The sequence below is a fragment of the Curtobacterium sp. ME-Dv--P-122a genome, from assembly GCF_030209645.1.
Lineage (GTDB): Bacteria > Actinomycetota > Actinomycetes > Actinomycetales > Microbacteriaceae > Curtobacterium > Curtobacterium flaccumfaciens.
On sequence record NZ_JARVRO010000005.1, the window covers coordinates 191,631 to 205,877 of the forward strand.

Consider the following 14,247-nt stretch of genomic DNA (forward strand, 5'->3'; position numbering starts at 1 on the left):
GTTCACTCTCGCGTGCTGGACTCGTCCAGGACGGTGTGGCAACGTGTTGCACCACGCATCCGCCAACGGAATGAGACCCCGATGGACAGCCGGACGGCCGAACACCCCAGGCCGAACCACTTCCTCCTCCACCTCAGCGACACGCACCTCGTCTCCGGGGACCGCGACCTGTACGGCGATGTCGACTCCGCCGCTCGGCTCACGCAGATCGTCGCGGACATCGAAGCCTCGGGCACGCGTCCCGAAGCAATCGTCGTCACCGGCGACGTGGCCGACAAGGGCGAGCCGGGCGCGTACTCCCGTGTCCGCGCGATCCTCGAACCGGCCGCGCAGCGCATCGGTGCACAGGTCATCTGGGCGATGGGCAACCACGACGAGCGTGGCGCCTTCCGCCAGGAGCTCTTCGGCCTGCAGCCCACCGATCGCCCGGTCGACTTCGTCTACGACGTCAACGGTCTCCGCGTGATCACCCTCGACACGAGCGTGCCGGGTCACCACCACGGTGAGGTCTCCCCCGAGCAGCTCGACTGGCTCGCCGAGGTCCTGTCCGAGGCCGCGCCGCACGGCACCATCCTCGCGATGCACCACCCGCCGGTGCCGAGTGTCCAGGACCTCACCGTCCTCGTCGAGCTGCGCGACCAGCAAGCCCTCGCCGAGGTCGTCGAGGGCAGCGACGTCCTCGCCATCATCGCCGGGCACCTGCACTACTCGACCAGTGCCGTCTTCGCCGGCATCCCGGTGTCCGTCGCCAGCGCCACCTGCTACACCCAGGACCTCACGGAGTACCAGGGCGGCACCCGTGGACGCGACGGAGCTCAGTCGTTCAACCTCGTGCACGTCTACGGCCACAACGTCGTGCACTCGGTCGTGCCGATCGGGCACTACGCCACCGTCGGGCAGCCCGTCTCCGCGCTCGAGACCGAGGCGAAGCTCGCCGCGCACGGCGTGACGATCCCCGCGGCCGTCGAGCCGGCGCCGGTCACCTCGAGCATCCCGGTGTTCACGCTCGACTCGGTGCCCGTCTCCCCCATCCACCGGTAGCGCCGCGCACTCCGAGTGCAGAAGAGGTCGGGTCCGCCATGCGGACCCGACCTCTTCTGCACACCAAGTGTGGGCGCGTGCGGTCATGACTCCCCGTCACTCCGCGGCGAGTGGTCGCGTTCCGTCGTTTGGCGGCGCCCCAAGCGACAGTTTGTGACCGCTCGGCGGGCAGCCAACGGGGTGTCGCGACCGCTCGGCGGGCGTGCGCGGGCGGGCGCGTCCCGACGGCAGACCCGACGGCCGGGAGGCCCGTGGCGGGCCCGACCCGCGCCTCCCGGCCCGCGGGGTGGTCGCGACCCACCGCGGGTGCTGCGTCGCGTGGTCATGTTCCGTCGGCTGTGGGCGGCGCAGGCGACGGGCTGTGACCGCTCGGCGTGGGGGTGGCGGGGAGTCATGACCGGTGGAGGGTGCGGGTGCGTCGAACCTCGTGGCTGGGTTCCGGCGCCGGGCTCGCAGGCTTCGCCCGGAGCGCCCCAGCAGGCCGCTGGCGCGTCCTGAGCGCTGGGACGCTCCCAGCAGGCCGCTGGCGCGTCCTAAGCGCTGGGGCGCTCCCACGGCGCAGGGAACGGGAAGTACCGCTCCAGGAAGCCCGTGACGCGCTGCGTGCGCTCTTCGTCGCTGACCTCCGGGAAGCTGCCGTCGTTCAGGCAGAAGAAGTCCACGTTCCGCTTCTTCAGCAGCTCGTCGAGGGCCTTGAGTCCGGAGACCATGGTCGTGTCGATGTACCCGACGGCCGCGTTCTCCTGGATGATCGCCCGACCGGTGAGCAGCGAGTAGTAGTGGTACAGCGAGTTCGTCACCGAGATGTTGTCGGCGGCACGGAAGCGTGAGGCCGCAGTGGCCGCGAACTCGTCGGCGAACTCGTGTTCCATCTCGGTCATGATCGAGGCGCGCAGGGGCGTCGGCGCGTGCTCGAGGTGCCGGGTCGTCACCGCGCCGAAGCGCTGCTGCAGCAGGCGACGGTTCACACGGGCGGAGTTCTCGAAACCGCTGCGTGCGGGGTTGTTGGAGCCGAGGCCGATCCGGGTCGACGCGAGGATGAACTTCGTGACCGATCCCGGGCTGTAGAACACCGAGGGGTCGACGAGGCGCCCGAAGAACATGTCGTCGTTCGAGTAGATGAAGTGCTCGCTGATGCCCGGGATGTGGTGCAGCTGCGACTCGACGGCCTGCGAGTTGTGCGTCGGCAGCACGGAGGGGTCGGCGAAGAACTCCTCGCTGCGGACGATCCGGACCTTCGGGTGCTCGGCGAGCCAGTGCGGCGCCGGGGAGTCCGTCGCGATGTAGATCTGGCGGATCCACGGCGCGAAGGTGTGCACCGAGCGGAGCGCGTACTTCAGCTCGTCGATCTGGCGGAACCGGGCCGGGGCGTCGTCGCCCTCGCCCAGGACGGCGTTCGACTGTGCGGCCTGGCGGGCGCGCTGGTACTCGATGGCGTTGCCGTCGACCCACGAGAAGACGATGTCGATCGGGAACCGGATGTCCGAGACATGATCGTCGAACATGTGCTCGACGGTGCGCCAGGTGCGGCCGTAGCGCTCGATGTCGACGAGGACGAACTCGTCGATGGGCAGGCTGCGACGCATCAGGGCGTTCTCGACGGGTGCGAGGACCTCGATGTCGGTGACGCGCCAGAACTCGAGCTGGACGCTCGTCTCGGCGCCGTAGCGCAGGCGTCCGAGCGGCTCGAGCCGCGGGCGGAACACGCGGAGCACGGGTTCCTCGATGGAGCCGAGTCCGTCGTCCTGCACGAGCACGGCCGGCTTGCCCGGGGGCTTCGCGTAGAAGGGCTCGTTGACGGCCGCGGACATCACGGCGCTCTCGGCGCGCTGGCGGTCACGCTCGTCGAGGGCGATCACCGGGCGCTGGTCGTTGCCGCGGATGAGCAGGTGGTCGACGTCAGCCGCGGTGAGTGCGTCGTCGAGGAACAGCAGGTCCTCGATCATCGACTGCTGCGGCGTGAGGTGTCCGTTGATCAGGGTCAGTCGCCCCTTGCGGACGACGACGTCGGATCGGTCGAGACCGCCGGAGGACGGTCGAGGGTTCAGCAGAGGACTCTCGGTCACCGGCTCGGTCTCGTCGTTCATCCATGCCCTTCGGGTGTGCGGCCGGGTCCTGTACCCGACCTGCCGATCCTACCGTCCGTCCGACTCGCGGGGCACCTTGACCACGATGCCCACCACGATGAACAGCGCGGCGGCCACCAGCTGCAGTGCCGCCCACACCTGTCCGGGGATCGACACCGTGACGAGCGGGTTCCAGCAGACGGCGACGGCGGCCATGAGCAGGGCGGCCCACCAGACCTTGCCGCGCACGCTGAAGACCAGCACGATCAACGCGAGCACCGTGACGCCCCAGCGGGCGAAGACGAAGCCCGACGAGTCGACGATGGCGACGCAGGCCAGCAGCACGATCGCCGCGATCATCGACGGCGCCAGCGCGGGCCGGGTGAAGGGCGGGGTGGTGCGGTCACCGTTGGCGGGTGCGGCGGCTGCGGGTCGCGGGGACCCTGCGGGCACGCCGTGCTGGGACGACCCCACCGGGGGCCGCCCCTTGCGTGCGGCCATCAGTCCGCGGAGCCGTCGAGGTCGATCGCCTGGATCGACCGCGACATCGGCGGCAGGTCGCGGACGCGCTCGAGCGCCGGCACCAGCTCACCGACCAGCGCGCGGTAGCCGTCTTCGGTCAGGTGCAGGCCGTCCTCGGTGAAGCGGGCGTCCAGGTGGTCGCCGTCGGCCAGGGCAGGCCAGGCGTCGAGGTACTGCGCGTGGCACGTGGCGACGAACTGGCGGAGGTGCCGGTTGGCCTGCTCGATCTTCGTCGCGTACTCGGCCTGCCGGGGCAGGATCGACACGAGCAGCAGGCGCACGCCCGGCAGCTCGCGGCGGAGCGTGACGAGGATGGTCTCGACGTTGCGGACCACGTGCTCGGCGCTCGCGCGGTGGTTGCCGAAGTCGTTCGTGCCGATGAGCAGCACGATCACCTCGGGCTGTTCGGCGACGACGGCGTCGAGGCGCGTCAGCACGCCGTCGGTCGTGTCGCCACCGATGCCCTGGTTCAGCGTGTGCTCGTCGGGGAGCCAGGTGTCCCAGTCGCCCTGTTCGGTGATGCTGTCCCCCAGGAAGAGGACGGGGCTGCGGTCGTCGGTCATGCTGCCTCCTCGTGCGCCGGCTCGGGGGTCCCGGTCTGCTGCGTCCGGTTGCGCTGCGTGGACTCGGTGTGGTCGGACTCCCGCTCGGCGGCGGCGGTGATGCGCTCGACCATACCGGGGAAGATGACGCCGTGGAACGGCAGGATGCCGTACCAGTACAGCCGCCCGGCCAGGCCCTGGGGGAAGTAGATGGCGCGCTGGTGGTAGTCGCTGCCGCCGTCGGGGTTCGGTGTGACGGTCATCTCGAGCCAGGCACGACCGGGCGACTTGAACTCGGCGCGGAGTCGCAGGTACCGGCCGCGCTCGAGTCGTTCGACGCGCCACCAGTCGAGCGCGTCGCCCTGCTCCAGGCGCTGCTGGTCACGCCGGCCGCGGTTCAGGCCGACACCGCCGGCGATCTTGTCCATCCAGCCGCGGGCGACCCAGGCGAGCGGGAACGAGTACCAGCCGTTGTCGCCTCCGATCGACTCGACGACGCGCCAGACGTCCTCGGCGGAGGCACTGGAGTGCCGCTTCCGGTCGTCGACGTAGACCGTGTGCCCGGCCCAGTCGGGGTCGTTCGGCATCGGGTCGGCCGAGGCGCTCGAGAGCGTCGCGCTCCGCCAGCTCGTCTGGACCTGACCGCTGCGCATCTTGTTCAGCGCGAGGCGGACGGCCCGACGGTACGAGGTGAGCCCGCCCTCGGGCTGCGGCACGACGTCGTCGATGTCGTGCTCGCGCTGCACGCACTCGAACTGCAGCGACTCGATGATCGGCGTCGCGAGCTTGCGCGGGATCGGGGTGACGGCGTTGAACCAGTGTGCGGCGAGGCGCGGGGTGAGCACCGGCAGGACCGTGATCGGGCGCTGGGGCAGCTTCGCCTCGACCGCGTAGCCGTTCAGCATCTGGCCGTACCGCAGGACGTCGGGGCCGCCGATGTCGAAGGTGCGGTTGACGTCGGCGGGGACGTCGAGCGCGGCCACCAGGTAGTAGAGGACGTCGCGGACCGCGATCGGCTGGATGTGGTTGCGGACCCAGCGCGGCGCGGGCATCCACGGCAGGACGTCGGTCAGGTGCCGGATCATCTCGAACGAGGTGCTGCCCGAGCCGATCACGACCCCGGCCTGGTACGCCACCGTCGGCACGCCCGATCCGAGGAGGATCTCTCCCACCTCCTTGCGGCTGCGGAGGTGCTTCGACAGCTCGCCGTCCGGGTGCAGCCCGCCCAGGTAGACGAACCGGCTGACGCCGGCCGCCTTCGCCTCGCGCGCCATGGTCTCGGCGGCCTCGCGCTCGGCCGACTCGAAGTCGCCGTCGGCCCCCATCGCATGGGCGAGGTAGTAGACCGCCTCGATCCCGTCGACGGCCGCGCGTACCGCCTCGGCGTCCTGGAGGTCGCCCTCCGCGACGTCGACCTCACTGCTCCACGGGACGTCCTGGAGCTTCCGGGGGTTGCGCACGAACACCCGGACGGAGTGGCCGGCTTCGAGGAGACGAGGGACGAGACGACCACCGATGTACCCGGTGGCGCCGGTGACGAGGACCTGCATGCCCTGCACGCTACGCGGCACGCCTGACGGGTAGGCTTGCCGGGTGGACAACGCAGCCTTCCCCGTCACCGTCGATGCCGTCCGTGGCCTCATCGACCACGCGATCCTGAAGCCCGAACTCACCCGCGCGGACGTCGACGCCCAGCTCGACGAAGCCGCCGCCCACCGCGTCTTCAGCGTCTGCGTCCGTCCGAGCGACGTCGCCCACGCCGTCGAGCGCCTCACGGGCACCGGCGTCGGCGTCGGCACCGTGATCGGCTTCCCGCACGGCACCACGTCCACCGCCGCGAAGGTCGCCGAGTCGCTGCAGGCCCTGGCCGACGGCGCGTTCGAGCTCGACATGGTGCAGAACATCGGCGCAGCGAAGTCGGGCGACTGGCAGCGCGTCGAGCAGGACGTCCGCGCGGTCGTCGACGCCGCGGGCGACACCGTGGTCAAGGTGATCCTCGAGACCGCGTTCCTGACCGATGACGAGATCGTCGCGGCGTCGCGTGCGGCACAGACCGCCGGCGCCGCCTTCGTGAAGACCTCGACCGGGTTCGCCGGCGGCGGCGCGACGGCCGAGCACATCGCCCTCATGCGCCGCACGGTCGGTGCCGACACCGGCGTGAAGGCCTCCGGCGGAGTCCGCGGCCTCGACACCCTGCTCGAGATGGTCGAGGCGGGCGCGAACCGCATCGGCACGAGCGCCTCGGCCCGCATCCTCGACGAGGTCGCGCACCGCGCCGAGACGGGCGCCGCGTCGGCGCTCGGCGACGACACGACGTCTTACTGAACCCGCGGGGCTGAGCCGACGGGGCTGAGCCCACCGGGCTGAGCCCACGCACCCAGCACGACCCACCACGACCAGGCCGGTGCCCACCGGACGCGACGACGCGTCGGCGACCCGCACCGTGCCTCCAGACCGCCGCATCGGAGCGCGCATGTCCAGCACCGCACCCCAGTCCCCCGCCCTCGCCCTGGCCGTCGACCTCGGCGGCACGAAGGTCGAGGCCGCGCTCGTCACCGACCAGGGTGTCGTGCTGCCGGCGACCAGGTTCCGCAGCCCCACCGGGCCGCAGCGCTCCTCGGACGAGCTGCAGGCCGCCGTCGACGAGGTCGTCACGGCCGCGCTCGGCGCGCTGCCCGCCGACGCGACGCTCGTCGGCGTCGGCGTCGGTTCAGCCGGCCCGGTCGACGAGGAGCACGGCCTCGTCTCCCCGCTCAACATGCCGGTCTGGCGTGGTCACCCGCTGCGTGACCGGATCGCGGCGCTCGTGCCGGACGACGTCCCGGTGACGCTCCGCATGGACGGCCTGGCGATCACCCTCGCCGAGCACTGGGTCGGCGCGGCCCAGGGCTACGAGCACGTCATGGGCATGATCGTCTCCACGGGTGTCGGCGGCGGGCTGATCCTGCACGGTCGCACCGTCAGCGGACCGACGGGCAACGCCGGCCACATCGGGCACGTCGAGTGCGGCGGCTACGACGACCCCTGCGCCTGCGGCGGCACCGGTTGCCTCGAGGCGATCGCCAGCGGCCCGAAGACCGTGGCCTGGGCACGTCGTCAGGGCTTCGCGGGCACGACCGGCGAGGAGCTCTCGGCCGCGTACGCCGCCGGTGACGAGATCGCCGTCGCAGCGATCCAGCGGAGCGGCCGTGCCCTCGGGCAGGCCATCGCCGCCGCCACGAGCCTGGTCGACCTCGAGATCGTCGCCATCGGCGGCGGGTTCTCGCACGTCACCCCGGACCTGTTCGAGTACGCCCGGCAGGCCGTGGCGGAGCGTGTCGAGTTCGGCTTCGTCACGAAGGTGCAGATCGTGCCGACCGGGTTGTCCCAGGACGGTCCGCTGATCGGTGCCGCGGCGCTCGTGCACCGCGCCGACGTCCTGCGCTGAGCGCGCGCCTCGCGCCCGATCCGGGGTGCGGCCGTCAGCTGGCTGCGTCGTCGACGCGGCCCACGCCGTGGACGTGACCGGCGACGGCCTGGAGGCGCGGTGCGGGCCCGCCACGTGCCTCCCGGCTTGCCCGTGGCTTGTCCACAGGCCTGTCGGTCGCGTGCGCAGGTCGGGCAGGATGTGCGGGTGCCCCGCCCGCGACTGCTGACCAGTGACGACTGGCCGGAACCCGAGCTGCGTGCGGCGGTCCTGGCCGGCGAGCTGGTCGCCGTCGGTCCCTGCTGGGCCTCCCCCGCTGAACCGCAGACGCCGTCGTTGCGCGCCGCCGCTGCCGCCTGGGTCCTGCGGGACGCGCGCCTGATCGCCTGCACGCTGACCGCCGCGTGGATCTGGGGTGCGGTGTCCCGGCCGCCGGCGCCGCTCGAGGCCTGCATCCCGCCCCAGGTCCGTGTCCACGTCGGGCCGGACGTCCGCCTGCGGGAGGTCCGGATCGACGTCGACGACACCGTCGAGCTCTCGCGGCTGCGGGTCACGGTGCCGGCGCGGACCGCGGTCGACCTGCTCCGGACGCCGGGGCCGACGGCCGGTGCGTTCGGGGACGCCGAGGCGACGGCCGTGCACGGGCTGCTCGCGATCGGGGCGGTCACGGCTGCCGAGCTGCGGGCACGCCTGACGTCGCTCGGGACGATCCCCATGGTGCGGCAGGCCGAGCGGCGGTTGCGGGGGCTGCAGGGGGCTGCTGGGGGTGCTGTCCGGTAGGGGGTCGCGCGCTGGGTGCGGGCGCGGGCGGTCAGGACACCTCGCTCACGTTCGTCGAGTGGTCACGGACTGTCGGATGGCAGGACCGCAGCCGACGGTTCCTGACCGCTCGGCGGTGCCCGCGCGACGATTCGTGACCGGTCGACGGGCGGGAGGCCCGGGGCGGGGCCGCCCCGGGCCTCCCGGTCCGGCGCGTGCGAGCGGTCAGAACACCCCGCTCACGTCCGCCGAGTGGTCACGGACCGTCGGTTGGCGGGGCCACAGTCGACGGTTCGTGACCAGTCGATGGACGGGCCGCGCGGGCCCTGCCGCTAGCCGGCGCTGACGCGGTAGACGTCGTAGACGGCGTCGATGCGTCGCACTGCGTTGAGCACACGGTCGAGGTGGATGGTGTCGCCCATCTCGAACACGAACCGGCTCAGCGCGAGACGGTCGGACGAGGTCGAAACCGTCGCGGACAGGATGTTCACGTGGTGGTCCGTCAGCACCCGGGTGACGTCGCTGAGCAGGCCCGACCGATCGAGCGCCTCGATCTGGATCTGCACCAGGAACACCGACTTCGACGACGGGGCCCACTCGACCTCGATCATCCGGTCGGGCTCGTTCATGAGCGACTTCACGTTGGTGCACGACGACTGGTGCACCGAGACGCCCTGGCCGCGGGTGATGAAGCCCACGATCTGGTCGCCCGGCACCGGCGTGCAGCACTTCGCGAGCTTCACGAGGATGTCGGGCGCACCGCGGACCAGCACGCCGCTGTCGCTCGTGCGCAGCTGCCGACTGGTGACCTGGCGCGGGAACGCGAGTTCGGGTTCGTCGGTCTCGGTCTCGGTCTGGACGTTGCCGAGGACCTTCTCGATCACCGACTGCGTCGAGACGTGGCCCTCGCCGATGGCGGCGTACAGGGCGGAGACGTCCTCGTACCGCATCGACGAGGCGACCTCGGCGATGCTGTCCTGGCTCATGATGCGCTGGAGCGGCAGGTTCTGCTTGCGCATCGCCCGGGCGATGGCATCGCGACCCTGCTCGATCGCCTCTTCGCGGCGTTCCTTGGTGAACCACTGCTTGATCTTGTTGCGGGCGCGAGGACTGCGGACGAACTGCAGCCAGTCCTGCGAGGGGCCGGAGTCGGGGTTCTTCGACGTGAAGATCTCGACGACGTCGCCACTGGACAGCTGGCTCTCGAGCGGGACCAGGCGGCCGTTGACCTTCGCACCCATCGTGCGGTGGCCGATCTCGGTGTGCACGGCGTAGGCGAAGTCGACCGGGGTGGCTCCCGCGGGGAGCCCGATGACCTTGCCCTGCGGCGTGAAGACGTACGTCTCCTTGGCGCCGATCTCGTAGCGCAGGGAGTCGAGGAACTCGCCCGGGTCGCTGGTCTCGGCCTGCCAGTCGGTGATGTGGGCGAGCCACGCCATGTCCTGGTCGTCCGTGGTCGACGAGGTACCGGCGTCACGGCCGGCAGCGCGCTGCTTGTACTTCCAGTGGGCGGCGACACCGAACTCGGCGCGCTGGTGCATCTCGTGCGTACGGATCTGGATCTCGACCGCACGACCCTGCGGTCCGAGCACCGTGGTGTGCAGCGACTGGTACAGGTTGAACTTGGGGGTCGCGATGTAGTCCTTGAAGCGACCGGGCAGCGGGGTCCAGCGGGCGTGCACCGAGCCGAGCATGGCGTAGCAGTCGCGCACGGTCGGCACGAGCACACGGATGCCGACGAGGTCGTAGATCTCGTCGAACTCGCGACCGCGCACGATCATCTTCTGGTAGATCGAGTAGTACTGCTTCGGCCGGCCCATGACGTCGCCGCGGACCTTGGCGGCCTTCAGGTCCTTCTTCAGGGTCCCGATGACGTTCTGGACGAACTGCTCGCGCTTCGGCTGGCGTTCCTTGACCAGGCTGTCGATCTCGACGTAGAGCTTCGGGTGCAGGACCGCGAACGAGAGGTCCTCGAGCTCGAGCTTGATCATCTGGATGCCGAGCCGGTGCGCGAGCGGCGCGTAGATCTCCAGCGTTTCCTTCGCCTTGCGCGTGGCGGAGGTCGACTCGACGAAGCCCCACGTGCGGGCGTTGTGCAGGCGGTCGGCGAGCTTGATGACGAGGACGCGGATGTCCTTCGACATCGCGATGACCATCTTGCGGACGGTCTCGGCCTGGGCGCTGTCGCCGTACTTGACCTTGTCGAGCTTGGTGACGCCGTCGACGAGCATCGCGATCTCGTCGCCGAAGTCGGCTCGCAGCTGGTCGAGCTGGTAGTCGGTGTCCTCCACCGTGTCGTGCAGGAGGGCGGCCGCGATGGTGATCGTGCCGATGCCGAGGTCGGCCAGGATCTGCGCGACCGCGACGGGGTGCGTGATGTACGGCTCACCGGACTTGCGCTTCTGTCCGTCGTGCGCGCGCTCGGCGACCGAGTAGGCCCGCTCGATGAGGGTCACGTCGGCCTTGGGGTGGTGCGAGCGGACCGTGCGGATCAGCGTGTCCACGGCGCCGGCCGGCTGGGCGCGCGAGAACAGGCGCGGCAGCAGCGAGCGGAGGGAACCGAGGTTGCCGGTGGTGTTCGGACCGATCGGGCTCGAGGGCCGCGGGGCGGAACCCGGGCGGCTCGGCGCGGACGGCTCTTCGCGGGTGTCCGTCATGATGCGCCTCCCAGGACTCGGTCCGAGAGCTCGATCCGAGCTCGATCCGACAAGACTACGCGTCCCCGGTCAGTGCCCGTGACGCGGTTCGCCCTGGGCGTCGCGCTCCACCGGTGCCCCCGCCTGCTCCCAGGCGAGCATGCCGCCGGAGAGGTTGACGGCCGGGACCCCCGACTGCTCGAGCGCCGCGACGATGCGCGACGAACGACCGCCGGAGTGGCAGACGATGATGGCCGGCTGGTCGCCGCCGTCGATCTCCTGCCAGCGGTCCACGAACTCCGACATCGGCACGAGCGTGGCCTGGGGAGCGTGGACCTCGTCCCACTCTCCCTGCTCGCGGACGTCGAACAGACGGGCTCCGGCGTCGATGCGGCGCTGGGCCTCGGTGACGTCGATCTCCTCGATCTCGATGGGCATCAGACGTTCGCCTCTGCTGCGTCGACCTCACGCCGACGCTTCTCGGCCGCCGCGGTCTTCTTGGCGTCCGACTCCTTGATCTTCGGCTCGTTCTCGCGCAGCTGCGCGTACATCGGCGACGCGATGAAGATCGTCGAGTAGGTGCCGACGATGATGCCGATGAACAGCGCGAGCGAGATGTCGCGCAGGGTACCGGCGCCGAGCACGTACGACCCGATGAAGAGGATCGCCGCGACCGGCAGCAGCGCCACGACCGAGGTGTTGATCGATCGGACGAGGGTCTGGTTGACCGCGAGGTTGACCGACTGCTTGAACGTCCGGATCGATTCCTGCGCGGTGTTCTCGCGCACCTTGTCGAAGACCACCACGGTGTCGTAGAGCGAGTACCCGAGGATCGTCAGGAAGCCGATCACCGCCGCGGGCGTGACCTCGAGCCCGACGATGCCGTACACGCCCGCCGTGATGAGCAGGTCGTGCAGCAGCGCCGCCATCGCGGACAGCGACATCTTCCAGGTGCGGAAGTACAGCGTCATGAAGACCGCGGCGAGGGCCAGGAAGATCACGAGACCACGGATGGCCTGCGCGAGGACGTCGGCACCCCACGTCGCGCCGATGAAGGTCGCGGCGACCTGACTCTCCGGGACGTCGTAGGCCTTGGCCAGGGCGTCCTGCACGTCGGTCGTCTGGGCGTCGGTGAGCTGCCCGGTCTGCACGCGGATGCCGTGCGTGCCGAGCTGCGAGACACGAGGGATGGTGTCGGCGACGACGCCCTCGACCGTGTCGGTCGCGATGCTCTGGTCGAGCGACTTGACGTCGGAGATCGTGAACTCGGAGCCGCCGGTGAACTCGATGCCGAGCTGGTACCCGCCACGCAGCCACGGCGTGACGAGCGAGATCACGATCATCGCCAGGGCGATGAGGTACCAGGTCTTCCGGCGCCCGATGATGTCGTACGACCGCTTCCCCGTGTAGAGGTCGCTGCCGAACTGGCTGAAGCTGGCCATCAGTCGTCCTTCCCGTCCGGCGACGAGCCGTTGTCGCCGGAGGCCTGCTGGGCCTTCCGTTCCGCGATCGTCTGTCGGCGCTGTGCCTCACCGGCACTGCGCTGGCGCTTGCCGTCCACGACGGGTGCGCGGAACTGTGCGCGCCCCCGGTAGACGGCACCGAGTGCTGCCGGGTCGAGACCGCTGAACCGGTGCCCCTCGCCGAAGAACCGGCTGCGGGCGATGAGCTGCATCATCGGGTGGGTGAAGAGCGCGACCACCACGATGTCGATGAGGGTCGTGAGGAGCAGCGTGAACGCGAAGCCCTTCACGTCCGCGACCGCGAGCACGTAGAGCGTGACGGCGGCGAGGAAGTTCACCGCGTCGGAGGCCAGGATCGTGCGGAGCGCGCGCTTCCAGCCGGACTCGACCGCGCTCTCGAGGGCGCGTCCGTCACGGAGTTCGTCACGGATGCGCTCGAAGTAGACGATGAACGAGTCCGCCGTGATGCCGATGGCGACGATCAGACCCGCCACACCGGCCAACGACAGGCGGTAGTCGACGCGCCACGACATGATCGCGATAACGAGGTACGTGAGCACCGCGGCGATCCCGAGCGACAGCACGGTGACGAACGCCAGGGCGCGGTACTGAATGACCGAGTAGATGATCACGAGGATCAGGCCGATCAGACCGGCGACGAGGCCACCGATGAGCTGCGCGGTGCCGAGCGTCGCCGAGATGTTCTCGTTCGACTGCACCTGGAAGTTGATCGGCAGCGCACCGTACTTGAGCTGGTCGGCGAGGGTCTTGGCGGACTCGGCGGTGAAGTTCCCGCTGATCTGCGCCTTGCCGTTGGTGATCGCCGAGTTCGTCGTCGGGGCTTCGATCACCGTGCCGTCGAGCACGATCGCGAACTGGTTCTGCGGCTGCTGGAGCGACACGAGACGGTTCGTGACGGTGCGGAAGTCCTTCGAACCCTCACCGTTGAACGTCAGGTTGACGGCCCACTGGCCCGTCGAAGTGCCCTGCGAGTCGGTGGCGAGACCCGAGGTGGCGTTGCTGACGTCGGCGCCGAGGACCTCGACCGGTCCGAGGATGAACTTCGCCGCGCCCGTCTGGTCACAGGTGACGAGGGGCTCGTCATCGGGTGCCGCGGTGATGTCGTCCGGCGCTGCGCAGTTGTAGTTGGTGTACAGGTCCTGGAGCTTCGGCGTGACCCAGTTCAGGTCGCTCGCGTTCGACGGCTTCGCGCTCGGCGTCGCGGCGAGCGATGCCGGGGGCGAGTAGGGCGTCGGCGACGCGGTGCCCTTGCCGTCGCCACCGACGGCCGAGCTCGAGGCGGCCTCGGTGAAGAGCACCGGACGGAAGGTCAGCTTGGCGGCTGCCTCGATGCGGTCGATCGTGGCCTTGTCGGGGCGACCCGGGATCGAGACGACGATGTTGTTCGCGCCCTGGGTGTTGATCTCGGACTCGGAGACACCGGTGGCGTCGATGCGCTGGCGGATGATGTTCACCGCCTGCTGCAGCTGCTGCGAGGTGACGGAGTCGCCCTCGGTGTTCTGCGCCGCGAGGGTCAGCTGCGTGCCGCCCTGCAGGTCCAGAGCCAGCTCGGGTACCCAGCTCGCGCCCTGGTACCACTTGTCGGTGTCGTCCTTCGAAGAGCCGGCGAGGACCGACGCGGCGGTGTTCAGGCCGGCGAGGATCGCCATCAGGATCACCAACCAGGTGAGCGAGCGCAGCGCCTTCTTGACGGGTGTCGATCGTGCCACCGGTCGTCTCGTCTTTCTGTTCAGGACCGTCGGCACACCGTGCGACGGCAAGAGGAAGCCGCCGGATCAGACGACCCGGCGG

At 70.3% G+C, this 14,247-nt stretch carries 12 protein-coding genes; 4 read left to right on the top strand and 8 right to left on the bottom strand.

Translation table 11 applies throughout. The features are described 5' to 3' along the window. The first annotated feature begins 81 nt into the window (after window positions 1-81). Complete coding sequence (locus tag QRN49_RS04570; RefSeq protein WP_284754048.1) at window positions 82-1,041, top strand: phosphodiesterase; 960 nt, start codon at window positions 82-84, stop codon at window positions 1,039-1,041. A gap of 533 nt (window positions 1,042-1,574) precedes the next feature. Here QRN49_RS04570 and QRN49_RS04575 read toward each other — a convergent pair. The 4 genes from QRN49_RS04575 to QRN49_RS04590 are packed head-to-tail and all read right to left on the bottom strand — an operon-like array spanning window position 1,575 to window position 5,721. Then, window positions 1,575-3,128 (bottom strand): stealth family protein, encoded by a 1,554-nt coding sequence (locus QRN49_RS04575; RefSeq protein ID WP_111039343.1) that lies wholly within the window; start codon window positions 3,126-3,128, stop codon window positions 1,575-1,577. Between the two features lie 48 nt (window positions 3,129-3,176). Continuing rightward, the gene (locus QRN49_RS04580; RefSeq protein WP_284754049.1) at window positions 3,177-3,608 is read right to left on the bottom strand and encodes a DUF6804 family protein; all 432 of its coding nucleotides are present in this window, start codon (window positions 3,606-3,608) and stop codon (window positions 3,177-3,179) included. Then, a complete protein-coding gene (locus tag QRN49_RS04585) occupies window positions 3,608-4,192 on the bottom strand; it encodes a GDSL-type esterase/lipase family protein (protein WP_071403838.1) in 585 nt (194 codons plus the stop codon). Before QRN49_RS04585 ends, QRN49_RS04580 begins: the two co-directional genes overlap by 1 nt. Further along, window positions 4,189-5,721, bottom strand: coding sequence for an SDR family oxidoreductase (locus tag QRN49_RS04590; protein ID WP_175330830.1), 1,533 nt, complete (start codon window positions 5,719-5,721; stop codon window positions 4,189-4,191). Before QRN49_RS04590 ends, QRN49_RS04585 begins: the two co-directional genes overlap by 4 nt. Before the next feature lie 43 nt (window positions 5,722-5,764). Between QRN49_RS04590 and deoC the strand changes: the two genes are divergently transcribed. The 3 genes from deoC to QRN49_RS04605 all read left to right on the top strand — a co-directional run bounded on the left by deoC (window position 5,765) and on the right by QRN49_RS04605 (window position 8,357). Beyond that, window positions 5,765-6,496 (top strand): deoxyribose-phosphate aldolase, encoded by a 732-nt coding sequence (gene deoC / locus QRN49_RS04595; RefSeq protein WP_083404120.1) that lies wholly within the window; start codon window positions 5,765-5,767, stop codon window positions 6,494-6,496. A 148-nt stretch (window positions 6,497-6,644) separates the two neighbouring features. Next, entirely contained in the window at window positions 6,645-7,598 is a 954-nt protein-coding gene (locus QRN49_RS04600; RefSeq protein WP_284754050.1) for an ROK family protein, read from the top strand. A 186-nt stretch (window positions 7,599-7,784) separates the two neighbouring features. Beyond that, on the top strand, window positions 7,785-8,357 hold the full coding sequence (locus QRN49_RS04605) for a type IV toxin-antitoxin system AbiEi family antitoxin (RefSeq protein ID WP_284754051.1): 573 nt from the start codon (window positions 7,785-7,787) through the stop codon (window positions 8,355-8,357). 311 nt (window positions 8,358-8,668) lie between these two features. On the opposite strand, the gene QRN49_RS04610 is transcribed toward QRN49_RS04605, so the two are convergent. The 4 genes from QRN49_RS04610 to secD all read right to left on the bottom strand — a co-directional run bounded on the left by QRN49_RS04610 (window position 8,669) and on the right by secD (window position 14,165). Continuing rightward, window positions 8,669-10,993, bottom strand: a complete 2,325-nt coding sequence (locus QRN49_RS04610; protein ID WP_228513657.1) for a RelA/SpoT family protein — start codon at window positions 10,991-10,993, stop codon at window positions 8,669-8,671. A gap of 69 nt (window positions 10,994-11,062) precedes the next feature. Next, on the bottom strand, window positions 11,063-11,410 hold the full coding sequence (locus tag QRN49_RS04615) for a rhodanese-like domain-containing protein (protein WP_284754052.1): 348 nt from the start codon (window positions 11,408-11,410) through the stop codon (window positions 11,063-11,065). Continuing rightward, window positions 11,410-12,414 (bottom strand): protein translocase subunit SecF, encoded by a 1,005-nt coding sequence (gene secF / locus QRN49_RS04620; RefSeq protein ID WP_209049642.1) that lies wholly within the window; start codon window positions 12,412-12,414, stop codon window positions 11,410-11,412. The genes QRN49_RS04615 and secF overlap by 1 nt, the downstream gene beginning before the upstream one ends. Continuing rightward, window positions 12,414-14,165 carry a protein translocase subunit SecD gene (gene secD, locus QRN49_RS04625; protein ID WP_284754053.1) on the bottom strand — a complete coding sequence of 584 codons (1,752 nt, stop codon included), beginning with the start codon at window positions 14,163-14,165 and terminating at the stop codon, window positions 12,414-12,416. Before secD ends, secF begins: the two co-directional genes overlap by 1 nt. Window positions 14,166-14,247: the final 82 nt, after the last annotated feature.